Annotated in this window: 14 protein-coding genes; 1 reads left to right on the top strand and 13 read right to left on the bottom strand. The window is 52.0% G+C overall.

The features are described from left to right. From AAHB90_RS14610 to AAHB90_RS14575, 8 genes are all read right to left on the bottom strand, one after another. Positions 1 to 6,010, bottom strand: a 6,010-nt coding sequence (locus AAHB90_RS14610) for an SBBP repeat-containing protein (RefSeq protein WP_342085940.1), incomplete at its 3' end; no start/stop codon positions are given. A 185-nt stretch (positions 6,011 to 6,195) separates the two neighbouring features. Then, on the bottom strand, positions 6,196 to 6,825 hold the full coding sequence (locus tag AAHB90_RS14605; RefSeq protein ID WP_342085939.1) for a response regulator transcription factor: 630 nt from the start codon (positions 6,823 to 6,825) through the stop codon (positions 6,196 to 6,198). A 23-nt stretch (positions 6,826 to 6,848) separates the two neighbouring features. Continuing rightward, positions 6,849 to 7,478 carry a response regulator transcription factor gene (locus AAHB90_RS14600; protein WP_342085938.1) on the bottom strand — a complete coding sequence of 210 codons (630 nt, stop codon included), beginning with the start codon at positions 7,476 to 7,478 and terminating at the stop codon, positions 6,849 to 6,851. A gap of 98 nt (positions 7,479 to 7,576) precedes the next feature. Continuing rightward, positions 7,577 to 8,902 (bottom strand): T9SS type A sorting domain-containing protein, encoded by a 1,326-nt coding sequence (locus AAHB90_RS14595; protein WP_342085937.1) that lies wholly within the window; start codon positions 8,900 to 8,902, stop codon positions 7,577 to 7,579. Positions 8,903 to 8,986: 84 nt separating this feature from the next. Continuing rightward, positions 8,987 to 9,739: a hypothetical protein gene (locus tag AAHB90_RS14590; protein WP_342085936.1), complete on the bottom strand. Its 753-nt coding sequence runs from the start codon at positions 9,737 to 9,739 to the stop codon at positions 8,987 to 8,989. 95 nt (positions 9,740 to 9,834) lie between these two features. Continuing rightward, complete coding sequence (locus AAHB90_RS14585) at positions 9,835 to 10,506, bottom strand: hypothetical protein (RefSeq protein WP_342085935.1); 672 nt, start codon at positions 10,504 to 10,506, stop codon at positions 9,835 to 9,837. A 33-nt stretch (positions 10,507 to 10,539) separates the two neighbouring features. Next, on the bottom strand, positions 10,540 to 11,418 hold the full coding sequence (locus AAHB90_RS14580; protein WP_342085934.1) for a tail fiber domain-containing protein: 879 nt from the start codon (positions 11,416 to 11,418) through the stop codon (positions 10,540 to 10,542). Between the two features lie 52 nt (positions 11,419 to 11,470). Continuing rightward, positions 11,471 to 12,205 carry a hypothetical protein gene (locus AAHB90_RS14575; RefSeq protein WP_342085933.1) on the bottom strand — a complete coding sequence of 245 codons (735 nt, stop codon included), beginning with the start codon at positions 12,203 to 12,205 and terminating at the stop codon, positions 11,471 to 11,473. Positions 12,206 to 12,406: 201 nt separating this feature from the next. On the opposite strand from AAHB90_RS14575, the gene AAHB90_RS14570 reads away from it, so the two are divergent. Continuing rightward, entirely contained in the window at positions 12,407 to 13,057 is a 651-nt protein-coding gene (locus tag AAHB90_RS14570) for a response regulator transcription factor (RefSeq protein WP_342085932.1), read from the top strand. 17 nt (positions 13,058 to 13,074) lie between these two features. Here AAHB90_RS14570 and AAHB90_RS14565 read toward each other — a convergent pair whose 3' ends face one another. The 5 genes from AAHB90_RS14565 to AAHB90_RS14545 form a co-directional block, all read right to left on the bottom strand. Then, positions 13,075 to 16,197: a ligand-binding sensor domain-containing protein gene (locus AAHB90_RS14565; protein ID WP_342085931.1), complete on the bottom strand. Its 3,123-nt coding sequence runs from the start codon at positions 16,195 to 16,197 to the stop codon at positions 13,075 to 13,077. Between the two features lie 328 nt (positions 16,198 to 16,525). Then, entirely contained in the window at positions 16,526 to 18,301 is a 1,776-nt protein-coding gene (locus AAHB90_RS14560; RefSeq protein ID WP_446717903.1) for a RagB/SusD family nutrient uptake outer membrane protein, read from the bottom strand. Between the two features lie 21 nt (positions 18,302 to 18,322). Then, on the bottom strand, positions 18,323 to 21,838 hold the full coding sequence (locus AAHB90_RS14555) for a SusC/RagA family TonB-linked outer membrane protein (RefSeq protein WP_342085930.1): 3,516 nt from the start codon (positions 21,836 to 21,838) through the stop codon (positions 18,323 to 18,325). Positions 21,839 to 22,048: 210 nt separating this feature from the next. Further along, positions 22,049 to 23,020, bottom strand: a complete 972-nt coding sequence (locus AAHB90_RS14550; protein WP_342085929.1) for a FecR family protein — start codon at positions 23,018 to 23,020, stop codon at positions 22,049 to 22,051. A gap of 75 nt (positions 23,021 to 23,095) precedes the next feature. Further along, positions 23,096 to 23,662 carry an RNA polymerase sigma factor gene (locus tag AAHB90_RS14545; protein WP_342085928.1) on the bottom strand — a complete coding sequence of 189 codons (567 nt, stop codon included), beginning with the start codon at positions 23,660 to 23,662 and terminating at the stop codon, positions 23,096 to 23,098. Positions 23,663 to 23,807: the final 145 nt, after the last annotated feature.

Genomic DNA, 23,807 nt, shown 5'->3' with positions numbered 1-23,807 from the left:
TCACTGCAATACCGGTCAGGATACCATTGACTATTCCGTCGCTACCGGCCGCTGTGCCCAGGTTTTCACCTGTATTAAGCCAGCCTGTTGGCAAACTAGGCGTCGTCGATCCGGCCGCTGTCTGATGCAGCACCACGCTGTAAGTGCCCGGCGTAACATTGCCGAAATCATAGCTTCCATCCGCATTTACAGGGACAGTCGCCACCACAGCGCCTGTGCTATCCAGAAGCGATGCATAAAGGCCCGTTGGAATGGTAATGCCTGATGTTGTGTTAACGGTGCTGTCGGTCAACGCATTGGCGTCGTGGAACACATTACCCGAGAGGCTTACCACCGGAATAGTGAAGTCGGCCGTTACCGTGCTCACATTACTTTCCAGACCGCCATTGTCGGTCACAAAGAATGGAATCGAAGTAGACACATTTCCATCGACAGGGTCGACCAGGACCGACAAGCCCGTTCCCGGAACCGTCACATTGCCCGCCGGCCAAACCTGCTGACCAGCTTCCGGCGTTGTGCCCGGTGCGACATAGGTCGTTCCATTGATGGTGATCGTCTCGACATTTTCAGGGAACTCGGTGAAGGTAATCGAGCTCACGGTTCCATCCACATCTGAAAGGCCGAAATGCGAAGTCAGGTCAACTGTCGTCGTGCCGCCAGGGTTAGGCTGGGTTGGCTCCGCGCCGCCGGTAGTGACCGGAGGCAGCTGTATACCGAAGTTTGCATTGGTTACGTTGGTACCGGCTACGGTCACGCCAGTCAGGATACCACCGACAGCGTTATCGCTACCTACACCCGCGCCCAGGTTTTCACCCGTGTTCACCCATCCCGAAGGCAGGCTTGGCGTGGTAGAGCCTGCGGCAGTCTGGTGCAGCACAATGCTGTAATCACCCGGAGCAGTCACACCGAAATCATAAGTGCCATCCGCATTGACAGGAACTGTTTTGACAGCAGCGCCGGTCGAATCTACCAGGGTCACATACAGACCGGTCGGGATCGAAGGATCGGTGGCTGTGCTGTTGACAGTCACATCTTTCAAAGCATTCGCATCGTGGAATACGTTACCAGTAAGTGTTACGGGAGCAAAGCAAGCCTCAGGCGCATTGATAGCTACATTGACCTGTTTTACCAATTGACATTGGCTTGCATTATCCGTCACGGTTACCGTATAAGTTCTTGGCGAACCGGTGGTAACTGTCGGATTGGCAATGAATGCATTGGAAAGGCCTACTGATGGGCTCCAAACATAAGAGTAGCTTCCTGAGGAAGTTACATTCAGCGGCAGCGGGGCAGAGGTGCCTTCGCATAGGGCCACATCGCTGGTTGTCGCCGCGATGGTGTTCGGGTTTACCACGACCACTACTTCTTTGTAGTTACTGCAACCGGTTGCCGTGTTGGTTTGCGTCAGACGGTAGGTCTGGGTAGAGGTGGCAGCGATCGTCGTAGATGTGGCGTTAGGGCTGCTCACGCCAGCAACCGGGCTCCATTGCCAGGTACTGTTTGAAGGAGCAGTTCCAGCCAGCGACAGGGTCGCTATGCCACCTTCGCAAATCGCGGTGTTACCAGTGATGGCAAAGTTGTTCGGCGTGTTGACGGTCACGATTACCTGGTCGGTTGTGGTACAGCCGTTCAAAGTAGCGCTTACCGTGTAGGTGGTTGTTACGGTCGGTTTCACCGTTGGCTGGGCCACATTGGCCGCCCCTACAATGCCTGCACCTGTCCAGGAGTAGGTCGCACCGGCAATGGCTGGGGTGCCGATTACGGCAGATTCACCTGGGCATAAAGTTGCGTCGCTACCTGCATTGGCGGGCGGGCTCACTTTAACCTGATCGGTGAATACACAACCGCTAGGCAAGGTGACTGTTACCGAATAGATCGTTTCCGTGGTCACTGTGGCGGTAGGATTGGCGACAGTTGCGCTGCTCAGACCGGCTGCGGGTACCCAAAGGTAGGTTGCGCCAGCGGGAGCCGCCGGGTTTCCCGTTGCGCCGTATCCGATCGCGATCGGTCCTGCCGGACATACAACCTGATCAAGTAGTGCAAGACCGCCGACCGCGTTTACCGTAACGGTAATCTGATCTGCCAAAGGCGTATTACAACCCGGATAGCTAACCTTAACCACATAGGTTGTCGTTGCAGTAGGATTAGTCACCGTAGGATTAGCAACGGTATTGCTGCTTAGTCCGGTCGCAGGCGTAACACCATCGGCCATAAACCATTCATATTGTGCAAAAGGCTCGGCAGCACGTCCCAGTTGCACAGGCTCTCCCTGGCAAGTGGTAACGCCTGCGCCGGCATATTCGCCGGTAGCAACCGTATTACTCAATACCACCGTGTCGCTGGCCGTACAGCCCGACAAAGGATCTGTTACCGTCAGGATATAGCTTTGAGGCGTTGCAAATGCAAACTGCACCTGTGGCTGCGCATCGTTGGCATCGGTTCCGTTGGTCCAGGCCGTGTTGACTGGTTGCCACGAGTAGGTCCAGTTGCTACCTGCCGGAGGTGCGGTACCCAAAGTAACTGTGGCCCCGTTACATACGGCGCGGTCATTGCCGGCGTCTGCAACAGGCGCAGATGAATTGACCGTTACATCGGTATTGAGCTTACAACCTGAGGCTGTTTCTGTCACTACCACAGCAAAAGTCTGCGTGCTTGCAACCGTAGCGGTTGGGTTGGATACAGAGGTGCTGCTAAGTCCTGTGGCCGGTGTCCACGCGTAGGTAAAGCCCGCTACTGCGGCATTGCCTATCTGCACGGGGACATTCGGGCAGGTATACTTGTCGGTCGTCGCAAATACAGGCAGTGACCATCCCGGAGGGTTGATCACAATGGATTTCTGGCAAGTGATTGAGCCATCATACTTATTGGTCACCGTTACGGTAATGGTAGCTTGCGCAGTCGAAGTGATATTGACCGTCGCTGCATTGGCGTTGTCCACCAGGTTGGCAGGGCTCCATGAGAAGTTGTAATCCGAAGCAGCCAGGGTGGTTCCCAGTTTCAAAGCCACCGGTCCGAATACCTTCGGACAGCCCTGGTCTGAAAGCGTCAGGATTTCAAAGTCGCAAGTCGTTCCCGGTCCGGTACAAGGCTGTACCAGCACATCCGCGGTGCAGGTAACGCCATTCAGCGTCACGGTGCGGCGGAAGCGGGTGATACCGCTGTTACTTTTCAGGTAGGCATCTTTACCGCCGTTACGAGTCTGCAGGACCGTGCCATCCCCGCTAACAACGCTCCACGTATAGATGGTACCGGCAGCGTTGTCCTCATCCAGATGGGAAGACCAGACAGGGCCGCATATGGTTTCATCCTGATCGGTAATGCGCGAGTTAAGCACAGAAACCTTCACCTCGTCGGTGAACGCGCATCCAGCCTTTACCGCAGTTACCGTATAGTTGATCGAACCGCCGGTCACGGCTGCCGTACCCGCATTGAATACAGGGTTAGCACCCTGTGAAGCCGAAAGGTACTGGCCTGAAGTCCAGGTATAGGCAAATGTCGCATCGGCGGTACCGCCCAGGGTGACGGATGTGTTTTTACAAATCGTCTTGTCCGTTCCGGCAAACGCCAATGTGTTGTTTGGCGCAGTCACCGGGGTTACCGTCACATCGTCCGTAGTGACACAAGTTGCTCCCCCTTTTTGCTGAACCGTAACGGTCAAACGGTATACTGTCGCAGCAGTCGGGTTAGCAACAGGCTGCGCGCAGGTGGTACAGCTGAGTGACGAAATCGGGTCACCGGAAATGCTGGTCCATACATATGAAACCGAGGGGCTCGAAACTGGTGGCGCGCCGATCTGAACGCCACCAGCACCCTGGCAGGTCGACTTGTCGGTACCTGCATTGGCGATAGCGGGAACAATTGTAACTTGGTCAATATCCACACAGCCTGCCGCGTCGGTCACCTGTAAGGTGTAGGTCGTTGCCCCGGTAATACCCGGGGTTGTCCATGTGCCGGTAGAAGCGAGCGGTGTACCAGTGCTGGTGCTGCCTTCATACCACTGGTAGGTGTAGGCAGGCGTTCCGCCGGAAGCTGTTCCTGTCAGCTGTACCGTATTCGAACCAGGTCCGCAGACAAACCATTGTGGCCCGTCGGCGTTGGCAATCGGCGATACGTCGGTACCGATGATCACGGAGGCCACCCCGGAGCTGTCTACTGTTTTGAAACCGCAAAAACCGTCGTTGATCTTCACGATCCGGCGGTAGTAAGCCGAAGTGTTCCTGGCCAGTGGCTGCAAATCCTTGAATACCTCACCGGGCATGTCAGTCCATGGTCCTGTTGCGCTTTCGGCAATTTGCCATTGGTAAAGCATAGTTGTGCTGAACCCGGATGGAGAAGTGATGGTGGCAGGGCTCGCATTGATCACCTGCGGGATACCCAGGATACAGGCCTGCTGGCTGGCTGGTGAAAGCGTAGTCGCAGCGAATTGAAGATCAGGAACTGGGTCGGCTGAAAGCTTCCATACATACTGAGAACGGATATTTCCATTCGCCGTCGGCGTGATTGCATACTTGCAAGGGCCGAACTGGGCGTCAGTCGAGTAAATTCCACCCGCATAAACATCGCCCGCCGCGTCTACACCAACGGATAGTCCGTCCTCAAGGGAAAAGGTAGCACTTGCCCCTCCCGCAGTTTTGATCCATACGAAACCCGCGTCGGTGGTGTACTTGCTTACAAAAATATCCGTGCTGGCAAGGTGAGTACCCCGGTTGGTTACTTTGACAACTCCCGCTCCCGGGTCCCAGTCGCGGTCCAGGAGTGCAGGCGCATTGGTATAGCGGCCGGTGGCCAACAGATTTCCGGCATTGTCGAGTGTAATGTCGCCAACGGCACTACCCTGAAACATTCCCCAGGCGTAATTCCCGTTCCCATCCCATTTGGCGAGAAAACCGCCTCCGGGGAAGTCGGCAGTACCCGGACCCGGATCCAAGTCCCCAGTTCCTGACACGAGTCCCCCCATATAGATATTTCCGGTGCCGTCCACTTCGATATCAGACACGCTGCTAGAGGCGGTATTTGCAATCGTCTTGACCCATTGAAATGTTCCGGTGCTGTTCAACTTTGTGACAAACCCCGTTTGGGTGGTCACCGCAGGAACAGAGAAGGTGCCAAAATCAGAAACACTATTTGAATTGATAGTACCTCCGACAAGTACATTGCCATCTCCATCAACAGCCAGTGAGGTTCCATTGTCGCCGAATGTTCCTCCCATCCGCCTGGCCCATATGAATGTGCCGTCCGGAGCCAGTTTTAAAACATATGCGTCAAGCGCTGACGCACCACCCGGTGATGTCAACTCGGACACACCTGCGCCCGGGTTGAAGTCGACTGTATTGGCGAAGCTACCTGCAACATAAATATTGCCGGAACCATCGGTTTTGATCTCATTACCAGCGCCGTTGCTTCCAGCGACAGCGGAGGTGTCCCCCAATCGGGTAGCCCATAAATAATTCCCGTTGCTGTCGAGCTTAAGTATAAACGTTTCCGTGCCATTTGACGCTCTGGTCGAAAGCTGTGCAACGCCACTACCCGGGTCGAAGTCGGCAGTTCCCCTGAACGTCCCGGTGATAAGCAGGTTTCCTGCCGCATCGACCGTGATTGAATTAGTGGTGAGCTGAACAGTAGCGGTGATCGATTTGACCCATGACAGATTTTTGTTTTTATCCAGTTTCTGGATGTAGGCATACGCGCCGGCTCCTTCGGTCAAAGGGGTTACACCCGGACCTGGGTCGAAATCGACTGTTTCGAAGTAATTCCCGACCATATAGGTGTTTCCTGCCGGGTCGGTAGCGCCTCCTCGCGCGATAGCTTGCGCCCCGGCTGTAACCAGGCCGGGTTCTGCTACCCACACATTACCTACGTCCTGCGTTGCTTGGGCCTGCACCTGGCCGGGTTGCAGCCAGAGCATCAAAAGGCAGCATAAAGTTGCCAGCCCGGCATTGCCTGCCATTCGCGTTAGATTTTCCAATCGCCTGACAGCCAGCGCCAACTTAGTAAATAATTGTTTCTTCATTGAATGTAGAGTTTGGTTCGTAAAAAGTGCCTTGGGAGCATGAATTTTCATTTTATCATAGGCGATCAGGGATTTAGGATGGGTGGATTTGAAACTGTTTGGCACACGCGGGACCAGGGCACGCGTAAATCTCTTTCTGTTTCATGGGAGCAGATAGGGTCGTGTGTGTATAGTCGGGAGCCAGCCTAATCACCGACTTTCCTTGCCAATTCGATGATGCTTGAAACGCCCATTTTTTGGAATATCCGGGCCTTGAAGGTGCTGATGGTATTAGCGCGAAGGTTCAAATCCGATGCGATTTCTTTCACCCATTTGCCCTTTATGAGCATATGCATGACTTCCTTCTCGCGAACCGAGAGCCCTTTCACTACTTTCGGGCCTTTTCCGGATTGATTACCCGTTGAAACAGCCTCCAGTAACTTCTCCTGAACAGCCGGGCTCACATACCGGTTTTTTTTCATGACCGTTGTGACCGCAGTAATCATTTCCTCCTTATCGGCCGATTTGGACAAGTAGCCGTTAGCGCCGGACGTGATGTATTCCAGGGCTTGGATTTGCTCGTCTGCGCCAGAGCACATGAGTATGACAACACCGGGCTGCAGTTGCCGGATACGTTCGATCATCGGCCTGTTTTTTCCATCGGGGATGTCGGTATCGAGCAAGATCAAATCGAATGGCGAAGCCTGGATATGCGATATCCCGGCTTCAAAGCTTTCCGCTTCGGCGATCGTTGGCTCCCGGTAAACTTCGTTGAGCACGATCTTCTGGCTCATGCGGACTAAAAAATGGTCTTCGATCAGTAAAATTTTTATCATAAAAATAGTGGTGTGTCCGGTCGTCAGTTACCGCTTTCCTTGTTGATCAGGATCTTGTTGAGCTTGACAGCAAGGTCAATTAAATTGCCTACTTCTAACTTTTGAAAAATCCGACGTTTGTAGTATCCCACGCTTTTGGAGCTGGTTCCGGTGATGACGGCTACCTCCTGATGTGACTTGTTTGTAATCAATAAATCGGCCATTAATTCCTCCCGTTTTGTTAGCGTGCGGTTAATAGGCTTTTCAATGATATGGAATAGCAACTGTTGCTGGATATCGGAACTGATATACCTGGTATTGTTTTCAGCGAGCCTGAGGCCTTCGTTAATTTCCTCCGGCAGAGACTTGTTTGAAAACAGCGCGGTAACCCCCGCCCGTATGAATTTATACATGAACTGGGGTTGGTCGCCCAGGTTAACCAGGATGGCCGTGTGCGGGTTTGCTTTTTTAAAGTCATCCAGCAGCACTGTGTCTTTTGCGTCGGCTGCGCCAACATCCAAAATCATCGCGCGGGGATTTGACGTCTGCGACAAGGCAATAGCATTTAAAATGGTATCCGTTTCAATAATGGCACTATCGGGGTACTGGCTTTTGACAACTGAGCGTATAGCTATGGGAAACAGATGATTATCGGTAACGATCAATATCGTCATGACTGGGTAGGGTTATTCATGAAATTGGTGCTTAATTATCTGCGAACATCAACGCAAAGCCGGGCAGCAAAACTGCTGCCCGGATGGCATTCCCGTTATTACCTGGTAACGGCTATTTTGTGTGTGCTGATAGTGCCGTCAAACAGGGACATTGTAACGATGTAAATGCCTTGGGGAAGCTTTGTTACATCAATTCCGGCAGAGGACGGCTGCTGGTTTTTGATCACCTTTACACCGCTCGTGTTCACGATATCTATTTGTTTGACCAACTCATGACCCCGGATCAAGATTTTGTCCACGGCGGGATTAGGGTATGGCGCCACACCTCCTTCACCCTTAAACGCGACATTACGTATCTGGCTATACGCAAACGTTCCGTCCATGTCGACCATTTTAAGCCTGTAAAAATTCTGGCCTGCCAGCGGACTTGCATCTACATGGGAATAGTTGACAAGTACTTTGCTTTCTCCCTGGGAAGCAACCGATCCGATCCGGTTCCATTGCTTTCCGTTGGCGCTGCGTTCGATATCAAAACGTTCACTGTTTGTCTCTTCCGTTGTAGACCAGTCGAGCACAACCGTTCTGCTTTCCGCCATTGCCGTAAATCGTGTTAAGGTAACGGGAAGAGGAAGGACAAGCGAAGCAAACGTATAAGCTGTGTAAGTATCGGGTGCCAGTGGCGAGATCGTAGTGATCGATCCCGCTGTTAAGTCGCTGCTGCCACCCAGTACAGATGTTAAATCCACTTTGGATGGAATGGCTACCCATTGCGTTCCGTTCCAGCCGACAATCGTTAACTTCTCGAGCTGGCCGGCCGTCAACGTACCAATTGCGCTTCCCGCGTCCCATGTCAATGTAAGCGGCGTCGCGTTTGCCCCGTCGATGTCCCAGTATTCGACGGTGCTTACCACGTTGACATTAGTTCCCACGCTGCTGGTAGCAAAAGGACCTCCGTTTGGCAGGGCGGTATAGTCGGAGCCAGTGAAAAGGTTACTTGTAACGGCGGTATTGGCATCGGCGTGAAAGTAAGCGCCCATTGTGCCGTCGGCGGATGCAGCAAACTGGCCGACAAAACCATTGTCGCCCACAGGGAAGACAAAAGTGCCCGACCCATATTTACGCACGTAACCGTCCACATATCCCGCATCGGAAGCACCGGTGGAGGTGAGGTTATCGCCGGCGAAATTAAGCACGCCAAAGTTACCCGCAGCGCGCTCGGTCAGGATCACGCCCGGTTGGGCGCCTCCGCCTCCTGTCACAAAGTTATGGTTGCTGAAAAACGTCATCTGTGCACCGCCGAAGATGGTGGTGTTTCCCTGACTACCCTCCTGAGCCTGCGCCAGGTTTCCGAATAAAAGCAGGGCTGCAACGGCTGCCGTGCTAATCCATCCTTTTCCGGATGAAGTGGTATAGTCTTGTTTCATTGATTTGTCTGTTTAATGGCATTAGGAGACCCTAAGTGCCTGTTATGTTATAGTGGAGATTGAAATAATCTCGTTTGATCAATTCTAGTTTTTATTACAATCGACGCGGGTGCCTGAAAAATAAATTGAAACCGTATCCACCGAATCAGGCTTGACGCCGCTAACATGAGCGGAATCTATTTGAAATGTCACCTTATCGCCTGCCATCAGATAATTGGCAGATGTTACTTCTTGCCAGGCCCCGACTCCATAATTCAATTCGGGCGAAACAGTGTAGCTTAAAAGGCCTTTGGAAGTTGAGACCAATTGTAGCGTGGTGTTTCTTGCGCCAGTAGTTCCGGCGGCGACATTATAGGTACCCGCTGCCCCGTGAAAAATATAGAATCCGTTCTCGGGAACTGTGTACTCGCCGGTTGCACCGTTGTAGGCACCGGACGGAGCGTAAGCGACGTTATTGGCGATCAATTTGACTGGCAGAAATTCGCCCGGATTATTCACTGGTGTAGTCGTGTTACTCCCGCTGGCATCAAAGCTCGCGCAACCGGCGCCGCTCGTTTGCCAGCTTCCGCCGCCATTGGCATCGGAGGTAAATACTTTCCCCGCACCCTCAGTACCGTCTGTTATCGACACCTGGCCGGTCGTTTTATCCACCTTCATCTTACGCCCGGGCGTGGAGGCTTCCACTTCCAGGTTGGAGTTGGGTTCGATGGTCGTCGGATTGGTTCCGATCTTCACCTGTGCAAAAGCGGCAGAAGTACCCAAAAACAGTGCGGTGGCAAATAGAGCAGAGGTGATCTTTGCCCGGGAAGTTTTGAATAATAGATTTCTCGTTTTCATAAAGTGATGTATTTAAAGGCAGTCATGTACGAAATGGCTCACAGTTTGGCAAACGCCGTGTAAAAACTTTCGCTGGCAACAGCTGGCGGGCCGCATTAGAATGGCCCGACAGCATAGATTTCGTCAAACTGCAGTTTGCCGGTAAAAAAGCCGGTGTTGAACCAGAGGTAGATGGTTTGCGGGCCTGTCACAGTAACTTTGAACGCCGGGGTATTATGGTACATGCCATGTGTAATAAACAGCCATTCAGCCGCGCCCACATTGGGCATGTCGACAGTACTCTCGCTGGTTGACGGATTTATATTTACATAACCGATATTTGGGGTGGTAAAGCTCGTCACGGGGTCAAGTGTAAACCATCTGGTCGAAACCATATAGGTACCTGCTTTGGGCAATACAAGTGATCCTCCCGAATAGGTCAAAGCCACATTATTTGTTACGTTTACTTGCGATCCGGGAGCTCCGTTGATAAGTGCGGCGGGACTCTGCCAGCTCGCCCCACCCGCTGCATCCGAAGTCAAAACTTTTCCCGCTCCCTCGGTGCCATCGGTAATGGTGACCTGGCCCGTTGTTTTGTCGATTTTTGTCTTACGTCCGGGGGTGGACGCTTCCACTTCCAGGTTGGAATTAGGCTCGATGGTAGTCGGATTGGTTCCGATTTTTACTTGCGCAAAAGCGGCGGAAGAACCGCAAAGCAATGCAGCTGCAAACAGGGCGGAAGTAATCTTTGCCCGGGAAGTTCTCAATAATAGATGTTGTGTTTTCATATCGTTGTGATGGTTTTTGAAATATTTGCGTTTTTACCGGCCTACGGATTTTGTATTTTCACCACTGCTTAGCAACCGTTCCATCCGGGAAATGCGGCTGTCGAGCTCCTTTTCGGAGGTTTCTTTACGCTTCAATTCGGCGGTTAGCTGGGCTTTTTCGTTTTTCAGCGATTCTACCTCCTCGCTGAGCTCCTGCACTGATTTTATCAACATGGGAACCAGCTTGCTGTAATCTACCTGCCAGGGGTTGGCCTTGGCATCAGCGCCGCCTACGGTAACTGCCTGCGGATAAACCTTGTGCAGCTCCTGCGCTAGTACACCGGTGGAAAGCGTCTTTTTTGAATCTGTTTTGAAATTGTAGTCATACACTTTGACAGCCTTCAGTGCTTCCAGCCCAAACTTGCTGGCGTGGATGTTTTCCTTCAGACGCTGATCGGAAGTGGTGAGATAGACCACCCCCGCTGCACCATTATATCGGATCGAGCCGACACCGCCGACACCGCCCACACTGCAAATCAGGAATGAGTTTTCGCTCGGACCCGCGGGCTTGGAAAGATGCAGCGGGGCGCCTCCGTCGCGTTGGATGCCGACATAGATGACGCCATTGCCGGCGGTTACCTCCATACCGTCCATATTGGACTCTCCTCGCCAAATAGCACCGGTTTGGGTACCTGGCGAGGAGAGTATCTTGGTAGTTCCACGAACATCTAGCCAGGCCTGTGGCGTTACGGTGTTGATGCCAACTGCGCCGGATTGCATCACCACCGTATGTGTGCTACCCGTTCCTTCCACATCCAGGTTAGCCCCGGGGGTGATCGTAGTAGGGTTCGACCCTATTTTCACCTGGGCAAAGGAAGCATTGGCGGCCACAGTCGCAAAGAGGACAACGGCTAATAGTCGTCTTGTTTTCATAAGACATTTACGTTTTGGTTAGACAATCATTGAGAATATTTGAACCGACTCGCTAGTCGATCTTGGTAACGGTCATGTACGCGCGGCCACAGGTGCCGGTCCAGATCGGGTTGACGGGCGGGTTTCCGTCTGTCTGCATGGTGTAGCCTTCCAGGGAGATGCCATCGCCTGCTGTTAATTTTCCTGTATAAACAACTGATTGCCAGTCGCCCGCAACCAGGCCCATCGGGCTGGTACCCTTGAAGATCGGGCCGCCATTTTCCGATACCACCCATATCCTTGTCCAAAGTGTCACACCTGCGCCTGTTGTACTGATGCAGGACAAGCCAACCTGTACAGAATATGTTCCGTCTGCGGGAACGGTGAACCGCTTGGTGCCTGCGTCCCAGTACGCGCCTCCCAGTGTAGGGATAAGCGGAAGCCGCTGGCTGGGTTCGTCATGGGTTGTGAATGTAGGAATGATGGCCTGGCCGGTAATAGCGCCGCTGAAAGCGGTCACCGGTATCGCCAGCTGCGATTGACTCTGCCAGGTAGCGACGCCGTTGGCATCGGAGGTAAGTATCTTCTTGTCGCCCTGGGAGCCGTCGGCGATTGTGAGCTTACCGGTGGTTTTGTGAATGCTGATTTTTTTTGTCGGATCTGTGCTTTCGACTTCGAGATTGTTATTCGGATCGATTGTCGTTGGATTGGAGCCGATTTTCACCTGGGCCCAAGCCGATGATGAAGCAAGCAATAGGGCTGTTCCAAGTGCTGCCGTGAAAAATGCTTTGGGTAGTAGTTTTTCCATTTTTACGCTGTTTGAATTGATTTAGAGAGTCAAAAGATTTCTCAGCTTTTTGTTCTCGACAAATGCATGGTGTAAACATACAGCGGTCGACTAAGAACCTAAATCGAAATATTTCTACTAATCGTTACGAATTGTTCAGTTTGTAAATTGGTGCAACTAGCTTTACTTTGGAACCGTAAATCGTTTTCAGCAACCCCGGATATGCATCACATACTCATTATCGACGATCATCCTATGGTTTCCATAGGAGTACAGGCGCTTGTTAAGACCGTCCTGGAGAACTCTACCATTTCTTTTGCATATTCCTTTCAGGAGGGACTTGACGCGCTTGCCCGAACGCATGTGGATCTGATGATACTGGACCTTGCTATTCCGGGAAGCCGCGGGCCGGAGATGATCGGAGCCTACCGAAATGTGCAGCCGGATTTGAAAATCCTGGTCTTTTCAGGAAGGGATGAATTATCGAATGCGCCCATTTACTTACACAGAGGCGCCAACGGGTTCTTGCACAAGAACAGCTTTGATGCAGAGGCTGCGAAGGCCATCCTGACAATCATGGAGAACAAAAAGTATGTTAGCCCAAAGTTAAAGGAAGCCATGCTCAGCAACCTGATGGAAGGCAAGGCTATGCAGCCAGACCCCGTAGCTTCGCTCACCCCGCGGGAACGCGAGGTCCTTAGCTTACTGCTCACAGGCAAATGGCTCAAATCAATCGCTGATGAGCTGAACGTAAAGATTTCTACCGTCGGAACGCAAAAGAACCGGATTTTCAAGAAACTGAATGTCGATAACATCGTGGATCTTGCCAGGAAGTTCTGGTACCTGGAAGAAAGTTCCGCTGACCATCTGTAAGGACTGGCTTTACAACATTACTTTCCCCCAAAAATCAGATGTATGGATGCGCCCGGCCTGTTGATAACGTATAAGTCCAGACGTAAAAATTGACAGATCTGTTTTAGCAGCAACAGGCCCAGGCCCTCGTAACCCGCCGGCGGGGTTACCCCTTCCCCCGGGTTGGCTGCATTGAGCCATTTGAGAAGCTCGGCAGGCATGCCGGGCCCGTTGTCTTCAAAGATGAGGTGCACGTCGGCATCCTCCCGCCGGAGGTAAATTTTAAGTGTGTTTCCAGGGCGGATCTTGATGGCATTGTCTATCAGGTTATGAATGATAATGCCCAGCAGCTTTGGATCGGTAAAGACTGTCTCCTCCGGCGCAACATCCACCTGAATGTCGGCATTGCTTGCCGCGGCGATTTGCCTGAATAGCATGAGCTTTTCGTTGATCAGCTCAATGAGCTTAACGTCCGTCGCAGTGTTGCTCGCCCCGCGTACCTCCGGCTTAATGAAATTAACCAGGTTATCTACCATGTGGTACATCTTTTCTACGCCCTGTTTGAGCTGGCTGATAAAGGCTACGGCGCTGTCCAGTTTGTTTTCCTCAATCAAAGCCTGGCTATAATCCAGCGCATAAGACATGTGCTTTACCGGCGTGCGTATATCGTGTGAAATCGAGGCAATCATATGGATTTGCAGCCTGAGCTGCTGTTCGAGCTGTTTTTCCGAGTCACTGAGTATGCTGAGCGTTTTTTCAAGGTGTTCCGTCCGTTCCCTGACCTTGACTTCCAAAGCCAGGTTTTGTCTTTTGATGGCTTTGATGCGTCGTCTGAGTATGCTATAAAACAAGAGTACAATCACTGCCGCGGCGATACCGAAAAACCACCATGTTTCATGCCACTGCCGTTCAACGGAGATTCCCAGGTGCACTTCATTGTAGTTATTGACGCCAAACCCGCTGATCTTGCGGACGCTGAGGGTGTATTTACCTCCTCCGCGAAAGGGAATTGCGATGTTGTTGCTTTCTTCCAATGCCTTCCACTCGGTTAAGGGTTCATCACCCTTGAAGATCCGGTAGGACATTTTCAGATTGTAGGAATCGCCAAAGTAGGGTGTGCTTATCTTCACCAGGATCTGCGGCACTCCGGCCCTGACCAAAACATTGTCCTGGTCAAATACCATCGAGCTGTCGCCATCGTCGGCCTTATCGATGAAAATTTGCTGCCTGGGAAGCTCTGGCCGTACGCGTTCGGGGACAAACCAGACCAGTCCATCAATCGAGGGAAGTGATACTATTCCTCCCGGTGTCTTTATCGCGCAGGGCTGGCACCCGCCGTTGAATTCATTGGTATTAAAGCCGGCCACTTTTGAATAGTAGTGGTAATACAATTCGAACGGCTTTTTTGCATAGGTGAGCAGATCGGCCCTGCTGACCTGGAACAGTCCTTTATTGGTTGTTATCCAGAAGAAGCCGTTCTTGTCCTCGACAATGCAATGGGCGCTGGAAAGGTAGAGCTCTTTGTCAGGAGGGAAATGCGTGAGTTTGTCCTCTTTCAAAAGAAAAACGCCGTTGGAATAGGTGGTAATCCAAAGCTCGTTATGGCTGTCCGGAATGTAAAGGCTGCGGATGTAGATACCGGCAAGCCCTGTAACGCGGAATATCTTCTTGGAAGGTAAATGTATTTTGTAAAGCCCTTTGCCAGTTCCAACCCATAGTATTTCCCTGTTTTGATGTTGAATCCAGGAGATGTTGGACAAATGATTGCCTGCAAAAAATTGCGGTTGCGTGCCAGGTTGCGATGGGTCAATATAATACAGGCCCAGCGAGTTGGTGCCAATCCAGATCCTTCCGTCGGGGCCCTGATAAAGTTGCTTTATTTCGTCAGCCATCGTCCAGGTAGCAATAATGCGCTCACCACTACTGTCGAACCTGAACAAAGTTTCCCTTCGTTTACACCATATAGTGCCGGCCCGGTCTTTGAGGATGTTATACTTATCCCAGTCCACGGACTTTTCTATCAGCTTGAGCTGCGGGCTAACTGCTCCCAGATTTCCGCTATCCAGTGAAAAAACCACTCCTTTAACGGTAGCAATCTTTTTGCCGTCAAATAATGTCTGGCCGTAATAGACGTTGTCGGCGCTGGCCGACGGGTCTATTACCGTGCGGAACTGCTTTTTTGAAAGGATATAAAGACCATGGAGCTGACTTCCCAAAAATAATCTGCCCGTCTCCATGTCCATAAAGACGGTTTTAATATCGTTGCCTTGAAAATCGAACCCATCCAGCACCAACGTGCTAACCAGCGAGCCATTCTTGGCCGGCTGCAGGTAATACAGGCGCTGTCCTGTGGCTATAAAGGCTTGATTGGAGCAGTTATTCCAAAAGATCTGATGTTGTTTGCTGGACTTATAGTTGGGATCCTGAGAAATGGTCCCCGTCAGCATGGATGCTACCGGCGGGTGGTTACCCGGAAATTGGGTCAGTTTTAAATTTTCGTCCAGGAAATAAAGACTTTCACCCAAGCGAAAAAAGCGGAAAAAGCTCTTGCCGGGAAATGGAAGAAGCTTTGCCATTTTATTATTCACGTAGTAGCCCAGGTTTTTTTCATCATAGACAAAATGATTTCCGCCCGGTGTAGGGTATATTGTGGCAATACCGTGGCGGTAGTGTGTGAGCGCGGCCTCGTTCAGGTCAGGTAAGGCCTCAACCAAATGCAGGTCGCGGACTTTCGAAACGTTGGCCGACCAATGCAGGGGGTAGCCTTTCAACGAAGAGTCTATAGCGGCTTTGCCGTCGATCATCCGGATCCAAGCCTCGTCACTGGTCATCGCCAGCAGATCACCCGTACGGCTTTTGGGATCCAGGTGAAACCCCGAGATGCTCCGGGCTGCGAACGAATTCCCCAGGTTGTCAAAATTGACAAAACGGGTTCCGTCAAATCGGACCAATCCCCTTTCAGTGGCCAGCCAAATGTTTCCCCCCGCGTCGCGTACGATCGCTTTAATACTGTTCTGCGGCAAGCCGTTCTCGTCTGTGAAATGCCTGACCTCATACCCGGGAACAGGATTCTGCTGGGTTGGTACTTGTTGACCGACTGTTATGTTTGGGATGAAGAGGAAACAAAAAAAAAGTGGCAGGTGCTTGTAAACTAAATGCATTCTTGCTTCTGATAAATGACCTTGAATGAATCTTTGGTGCCGAATCGCGAAGCGCCAAGGTTTTCCTTGGTGCGCGATTTTGCTTCATCTAAGATTTTAATGACAAAGCCGTCACCAAGGTCGAATGTAGTTCAGAAAACATTTAGATTATAGAAAAAATTCGACAAATGTCGATGAAAAATGTGTAAAGGGGTAGGGTCGTGGGAGGGTATCCCTGCCGAAGTAGAGCGCAGGCTCCGAGATTATTGAATGGCAGTGGCAGTAAGCTGGGAAACACCGGTATCCTCAGCGACCGCAGCATTGAACCGGCCGCTGAGGATCGTTTTCTTTAATTATAACCCGGGTTTTGTTTAAGCAGCGGCGTTCCGTTCACCACGCTCATGTCGATCTGGTATTGAGGGATCGGAAAATAGTTGTTCTTGCCTTCAAGGTATTTACCGCCTGCAAGATCGGTGGTTATCTTGGACTCGTAGCCGAAATAGCCGTTAATTGCCGTGTTGGCTTTGCCCCACCTGACCAGATCGAAGAAACGGTGGCCTTCCATCGCCAGTTCGAGACCGCGTTCATAATAGATCGCCTCCAATACACCGTCTTTACCTTTGGCGGCCAATGTGCCGGCAGGGTAGGGCTTGATGACGTAGTTGGCTGCCGGAGTGGCCGAAAAGCCGCCCAGCGGGTTAGAGTCGTTGCTATATTTGTACAACCAGCCTGCTTTATCCGCAGCGCGGTTTCTCACCTTATTTACATACTCTTCGGCCTTTGCCAGACTTCCGCCATTTGCTTCGGCCTCGGCAGCCATCAGAAGCACGTCGGCAAAGCGGATTACCAGCACGTTGATCGCATTGCCAGGCGCCCAAGAGCTCAGGTCTGCGTAAAGGTCTTGTGTTTTTTGGCGGTGAATATTCTTTTTAGGCGCATACGGCCCGCCGTAAGGCTGGTCGCGCACCCAGTTCATGCCCGGGTAGATACCCCAGTCGTGGTAGGGAATGCCCCGGCGACCCACAGTCCAGTCCAGGCGTGGGTCCAGGTTTCCTGCATCGGGGGCGAATGCGGTGGCTGAGGTAATACCCATGTCGTTTTTGACGGCGTGGCTGTTGAAATCCGGGTAGGGTAACCCGTTCGCATCGGTACGGTACATATTCACAAGCATCTGGGTAGGCTGAAAAAAGCCGCAGCAACTGAATGGGGCGCCAGTACCATAAGGGAAATTGAGCATTCCGCCCTGGTTGGCATTGGTAATATCCAACGTTCCGTCATTTGCAACCATTTGGATCGCGAATACCGATTCGGCATTGTTTTTGGTGGCCGCATCGAAGTTATCCTTGAAAGAAACCAGCTCATACTTCAAACCGTTCGTGGTCACACCTCCGGCGATCACTTCGCTGAACACCTTTACAGCTTCGGTATATTTTTTCTGGTACAAATACGTTTTGCCCAGATAAGCGCCCGCAGCCCATTTGTTGGCCCTGCCCACAAGGGTCTGCGTGGCAGGCAGCTGCTCGTAAGCGGCTTTGAAATCCGCCTCGATCATCGGCCAGATGTCCTTGTCGTTTGGCTGGTTGAAGTCCGTGGTGGTTTCGTCGATCCAGGGGACCATATTCCACATTTTTTTCAATTCGAAATAGTAATGAGCCCTCAGAAACCGCGCTTGCGCTTCAATATTGGCCTTGTTTTCGGCCGGGACATCGCTGGCCAGCGCGAGTACTTTCAGCACGGTGTTAGAGCGCGAAACACCTTCGTACAATGCCTTCCATTTACTATTAAAAAAGCCGTTGTCCGCACCGGTAGCAAACGTGGCGATGGCGCTGATGGGGGTTTGGTCGCCGCCGTCGCTGCCTTTATGGGCGTCGCCGCCGGGAATCGAGCCGTAAACCCAGTTATCCGGGGGCGATTCCCAGCCGCTGCCGCCGGTGAAGTCGCCCTGGCCGTCGAGTGCTGCGTAGGCACCGGTCAGCAAGCCGTCAATACCTTTTGCATTGGCAAGCACGTCGTCGCCCAACGCGCCTTGCACAGGTTTATCCAGAAAGTCGTCCTGGCACGCTTGTAAGATTGTAAAACCGCCGATCCAGCAAAGAACGGCCATATATTTGATGAACTTGTTCATATCGCGTCGCTTTGTGATTGGTTAAAAAGTAAGGTTCAGGCCCACGGTGTACTGTCTGGATGAGGGGTATGAACCTTCGTCTATGCCGAACACGGTCGGGTTACCGCTGGCGTTCCGGCTTACCTCCGGATCAAGACCCGAATAGCCAGTGAGGGTAAACAGGTTGGTAGCTTGCAGGTACAGACGGAATTGCTGAACCTTGACCTTCCTGAGCAGCGAGGCAGGGAATGTGTAGCCTATTTGTAGGTTCTTTGCGCGCAGGTAGGATCCGTCTTCGACGAAATACGAGTTGGGCACATTAATGGTGCTAAAAGAACTGCTGTTTTCCTGAATCGGCGCTTTGGCATTGTGGTTTTCGGGTGTCCACGAGTCGTACAGCGCAGTTTTACTTTTCGCACCCGAGCGCGAGGAGTTGAAATCGCTCCACCACAGGGTTTGGTTCCAGAGCTGGTTACCCTGCACACCGTAGAGAAACAGGCTGAAATCAAAGTTTTTGTAATTCAGCGCCAGGTTCAGACCGTAGCTGAAATCAGGGTTGGGATTGCCCAGCATCTGACGGTCGGCCGCGGTGATCTGCCCGTCGCCGTTGATGTTCTCATAACGGAAACGTCCAACCGAAGCGCCATCCTGGAAGACCGCATTGGGATCGCTGGTTCGTTGCACAGCCTCTGCATTGGCTGCCGCGATCTCTTCCTGTGAGTTCCAGAAACCGATTACTTTGTAGCCAAAGAACTGGCCGATGGAACTGCCCACCTGGTTACGAACGATTGATGCACCATCGAAACCCCGGCCCTCCAGGTCAAAGTAATTGGTACTGTTGGTGACCTTTTTAATTTTGTTATTATAGGTCGTAAGCGTCAGGGTTGCATTCAGTTTCAGCTCACGCGTCAGATCGAATTTCGAGTCGATTTGAAGATCGATACCCCTGTTTTTCATTTGACCGATGTTTACATAAGGCACCGAGCCCCCACCCGCTGTACCGATCAGCGCAGGATTGAAAAGAAGGTCTTTGATCTCCTTCACATAGTAGTCGGCGATTACATCGAGTCTGCCCTTGAAGAAAGTCGCGTCGATACCGATGTTGGTGCTCACATTTTTTTCCCAAACCGCATTCGGGTTTCCGATCTGGCTCTTTTCAAAGCCTTCCAATGCACCCGAACCGCTGGTGCCGCCCAAATCGTAGTAAGAGCTGCGACGGTTGGAGCTGTAAGTAGTAAATGCATTGCCGGAGCTAACATTGATCTGGTTACCCATAATACCGTAATTGGCTCGCAGTTTCAGATCGTCGATCCAGGTTAGACCGCGCATGAAGTCCTCACGCGAGATACGCCAGCCGGCGCTCACAGCCGGGAAAAAGCCGTAGCGTTCGTTGATGAACTTTGAGGAGCCATCCCGGCGAAGGATCGCGCCGAACAGGTATCTGTCATTGAAGATGTAGTCCAAACGGCCGAGTAGCGAGTACAATGCATCGGCCGACCGGCTGCTGGAATTGGTACGCGTGCCCGAGCCGGTGCCCAGGTTCATGTAATTGGGGTCAAACGAGAAATAACCCTGTGTACTGCCGCCGAGCTCGTAATACTTGCCGCTGTAAGCTTCGGTGCCGGCCGCTACGGTCAGATCGTGCTTGCCCATGGTTTTGTGAAAGGTCAGCAAGTTGGTCCACGTCCAGTTGAAACCCGAGTAGGAACCTTCCGAATACGTGTTGGTGTTGCTGTTTTCCTTGTTCTCGTAGCTCGGAAAGGCAAACGAGTTCCACCTGCCGGAATAATTCTCGCCGCCAAGACTGGTGCGGAAGGTAAAGTAGTTGAAAAGATCGATTTCTGCGAAAACGTTACCGAAAAGGCGGTTGTCCAGGCCCTTGTCGTAGCGTGTGCGGTCGCGCATGGCCACAGGGTTGAATGCATCGCCCATACCCGAGGCGCGGCTACCGGCGTAGTTGCCCATGATGTCGTGTACGGGCACGATCGGCTGCATACGGAAGGAGAATGCAATGGCCGAACCGCCGTCGGAAAGGCTCGTCTTAGGGTTGTCGGAAATTGAATAGGCCAGGTTTTCGCCGATCCGCACGTGCTTGCCGATGTTGTACTGGCTGTTGGAGCGGAGCGTGTAGCGTTTCAGGTAGGTGTTTGTCAATGCGCCCTGCTGGTTGAAGTAATTCAGCGAGAACAGGTAGTTGCCCTGGTCGCTGCCACCGCTGAGCGAAATATTGTGGCTTGTGGAAGGGGCGGTTTTGAAAATCTCGTGAAACCAGTCGGTACCCTGCTTATTGGCTTTTACGATCTGATTGAAAGTGTTGAAATCGTCGACCGAAGTATAATTAGGGTTCACATAATACAGGTCGGGATTAGTGCCCGGATCGCCTTCTTTGGCGCCGGCAGGTAAAATGTAATCCGGCAAAACGGGAGAGGTGCCATGGCCGTATTGGTCGTCGCCTACGGTCAGCCCCGAGTTTTTCTGTACCTGGAATTTAAGCTGCGCCTGTTCCAGCGGGGTGAGCGTGTTCCACACATTGCCGCCGGGAGGCGTTTGTACACCGAACCACGCGCTGTAATTCACTTTCACTTTGTCCTTACCCTTCTTGGTGGTGATAATGATCACGCCATTTGCCGCCCGCGAACCGTAAATCGATGCAGAACCCGCATCTTTCAACACCTGCATCGAAGCAATGTCATTGCTGTTCAGGTCGGCAATCGAGGTCGTCGGTACCCCGTCGACAACATACAATGGCGAGTTGTTCCCAAACGTGTTCAAGCCGCGGATGCGGACCTGCGGGGTCTCGCCCGGCTGCCCGGAGCTCAGGATCGTCACGCCCGAAGCGCGTCCTTGCAGCTGGTTGGTGACCTGTCCGTCAGGGGTTTGCTTTAATTGCTCGACGTCTACGACCGACACCGCCCCGATCAAATCCTTTTTACGCTGGGCGCCGTAACCTGTTACTACCAGCTCGGTCAGCGTGGAGACATCCGGTTTCAGGGCTACATCCACGGTGCTGCGCGCGCCGACCATTACTTCCTGCGCGACAAAACCGATAAAACTGAATATCAGAATGGACTCGTCGCCAGTTACATCAATGGAGTAGTTGCCCTCGATGTCGGTCATGGTGCCCTCATTGGTACCCTTTACACGAATTGCCACCGATGGCAGGGCCTCTCCCTTCTCGTCGGTAACCTTGCCTTTCACGGGCCGGGCGGCCGTTTGCGTTACCGGCGTGATCTCACGCGTAATTTCCAATTTCGGCCGTTCTGTAATGCCGATCATATTGCCTACCTGCCTGAATTCCAGTTGGGTTTGCTTTTCGATCATCTTCAATATGGCCGGTATGGGTTGGCCCAATGCGTAAATGGTGACCTCCGGCGCCTTGCGCACCAGCTTCTCATCGAATGCAAAAGTGAGTCCGGTTTGCTGCTCGATCTGTCTTAGAACTGTCTTTACGCGGGTTTGCCTGACATCCATGCTCACATGCTGGGCCTCCGTGGGGCCGGCCATCAGCAGAGCGGTTGTCAGAACATTAATACCCAGTATCAGCGTAGAGATGCGCATACATTTTTTGAACAAGGGGAGTCCCTTATGGTAATATTTCACCATATTTGTCTGATGTTTAATGGTTAAGCTGTTAAACCGCGTCCACCCGCCATTCATGGTTCCAAGCATTGGCTGGCAGGGGACATCTGATACCGGGGACATTCGCAGTGTTCCCGGTATTCAACCGAACCAGCCTTCCTGGAAAGCCGGCCCGCATTTTTTGGTATCCTATCTTATGACTATCGTGCTATCGTTTAGTTGTGAATAATTGAAATTCTTCGAAAAGCCCAGCACTTTCAGCACGTCAGTCATTGGCTGATCATTCAGGGTAAGCGATATCTTTTCGGCGGAAAGCTCCGCTTTTTCGATAACAATGTGCTGATTGTATTTTCTTTCCAGTGCATGCAGTACTTCCACCAGCAATTCATCTTCGAATACCATCCGGTTATCCTTCCAGGGTGCGATGGCAGGCTTGCTGATCTCGTTGACCTGGATCTTCTGCGCTTTTTCGGCTACTACGGCCTGTTCGGCAGGAAGCAGCATCAATGCAGGCTGGCCGGGTTTGTCGCGCACCCTGACGCCGACTTTGCCGGTTTTGACCGTCACTTTAATGTCCGGATCGTTCTGATAGGCTTTTACATCAAATGAGGTGCCCAGTACGGTAATGTCCAGCGTTTTGGCATGGACTATAAAAGGCCTGGTGGTATCGCGGGCGATATCGAAGAATGCCTGTCCTTCGCGCAGAACGACCTCCCGCGTTTTGCCTTCGAACGTAACAGGGTAGCTTAGCGCGGAACCGGCATTGAGCCAGATATGCGAGCCGTCGGGCAGGTTTACTTTCAGTGTTTTTCCCAATGGCGCCTGCGCCAGCTTGAAATCGGTAGGGGTGGGTTTGCGCTCGTTGCTCCAAAGCAGAAAGCCGATGATGATCACCGCCGCTGCGGCCGAGGACCAGGTTGTGAGCCGGCGCACCCAGCCAAAGCGTTTTACCTGACGCTGCTGTCCCTGCCTGTGCTGTAAATTGGCATGCATGCGGTCACGTATTTCAGCGGCCCCTTCGGGCGCCCCGGTAGCAATGTTTTGGGGACTTTCATCATCAAGGAGCCGGTCGTACCACTCGTGCAATAGCTGTTTTTCTTCTTCCGAAGCGGTTCCTTCGAAGAATTTCCTGGCGAGCAGTCTGATGTATTCCTGTGTCATTGCAAAGCGGATTAGCCCTTTGCAACACATAGAGGGCAGTTGCGATAAAAACCCCTTAGTGGATAATGAAAATTTTTACAGCAGTAATAACGCCATTACGTTATTTAAGCTTGCCCTGACGATTTTCAGGGCCTTGGTGAGATGCGCTTCGGCGGTTTTAGGCGAAATGTTGAGCTCCTCGCAGATATCGGGCAGTGAGCGGTCTTGTAATTTGTTGTACTGAAAAACCAGCCGGCATTTTTCGGGCAGTCGGTTGGTAAGATTGGTAATAATTTCCAGCAGCAGACGGTTCTCGATCTCCTGGTCCATCGAGACCGACGAGGCCACCTCGTGCCTGATCGATTGCTCTACGTATTGCGCTTGTTTTGATTTGGCCAGATAACGGTACACCTCGTACCGCAGCATTGCGGCCAGATAAGGGCCTAGTGACTGTATTTGAAGCGTTTCGCGCTTCATCCAGAACAACATGAATGTGTCCTGCGTAATCTCTTCGGCCACAGCAGCCGATTTGACCATGCGATGGGCCGTATAGTAGAGCTTGTCCCAGTAGCGGACGTAGATTTCGTCAAACACCCGTTCCTCACCCTCCCTGAGCGCCGCCGCAAGCTGATCATCAGATAAAGAGGAAAGCGGAGTTGTCATCGTAGGTCAGGGTCAAACCATTTGTTGTTAACCAAATATATATCAATGCTTCGATAATATTGCCTGATCGTTGGAAAAAGCGGAATAAAAAACGTGAGAGCAGGCTAGTCTTCGTATTTTGGATTTAATGAATTGCAGAATTCCA

It is taken from the genome of Dyadobacter sp. OTU695, assembly GCF_038440355.1.
GTDB lineage: Bacteria > Bacteroidota > Bacteroidia > Cytophagales > Spirosomataceae > Dyadobacter.
The sequence above is the reverse complement of the archived record's forward strand: the minus strand, read 5'-3'. Positions and strand labels throughout refer to the sequence as shown.

What these genes read in the sequence shown, in the direction of transcription:
- AAHB90_RS14605 (WP_342085939.1), bottom strand. Translation starts at nt 6,825, where the DNA reads ATGATAAAAATTTTACTGATCGAAGACCATTTTTTAGTCCGCATGAGC.
- AAHB90_RS14600 (WP_342085938.1), bottom strand. Translation starts at nt 7,478, where the DNA reads ATGACGATATTGATCGTTACCGATAATCATCTGTTTCCCATAGCTATA.
- AAHB90_RS14595 (WP_342085937.1), bottom strand. Translation starts at nt 8,902, where the DNA reads ATGAAACAAGACTATACCACTTCATCCGGAAAAGGATGGATTAGCACG.
- AAHB90_RS14590 (WP_342085936.1), bottom strand. Translation starts at nt 9,739, where the DNA reads ATGAAAACGAGAAATCTATTATTCAAAACTTCCCGGGCAAAGATCACC.
- AAHB90_RS14585 (WP_342085935.1), bottom strand. Translation starts at nt 10,506, where the DNA reads ATGAAAACACAACATCTATTATTGAGAACTTCCCGGGCAAAGATTACT.
- AAHB90_RS14580 (WP_342085934.1), bottom strand. Translation starts at nt 11,418, where the DNA reads ATGAAAACAAGACGACTATTAGCCGTTGTCCTCTTTGCGACTGTGGCC.
- AAHB90_RS14575 (WP_342085933.1), bottom strand. Translation starts at nt 12,205, where the DNA reads ATGGAAAAACTACTACCCAAAGCATTTTTCACGGCAGCACTTGGAACA.
- AAHB90_RS14570 (WP_342085932.1), top strand. Translation starts at nt 12,407, where the DNA reads ATGCATCACATACTCATTATCGACGATCATCCTATGGTTTCCATAGGA.
- AAHB90_RS14565 (WP_342085931.1), bottom strand. Translation starts at nt 16,197, where the DNA reads ATGCATTTAGTTTACAAGCACCTGCCACTTTTTTTTTGTTTCCTCTTC.
- AAHB90_RS14560 (WP_446717903.1), bottom strand. Translation starts at nt 18,301, where the DNA reads ATGAACAAGTTCATCAAATATATGGCCGTTCTTTGCTGGATCGGCGGT.
- AAHB90_RS14555 (WP_342085930.1), bottom strand. Translation starts at nt 21,838, where the DNA reads ATGCGCATCTCTACGCTGATACTGGGTATTAATGTTCTGACAACCGCT.
- AAHB90_RS14550 (WP_342085929.1), bottom strand. Translation starts at nt 23,020, where the DNA reads ATGACACAGGAATACATCAGACTGCTCGCCAGGAAATTCTTCGAAGGA.
- AAHB90_RS14545 (WP_342085928.1), bottom strand. Translation starts at nt 23,662, where the DNA reads ATGACAACTCCGCTTTCCTCTTTATCTGATGATCAGCTTGCGGCGGCG.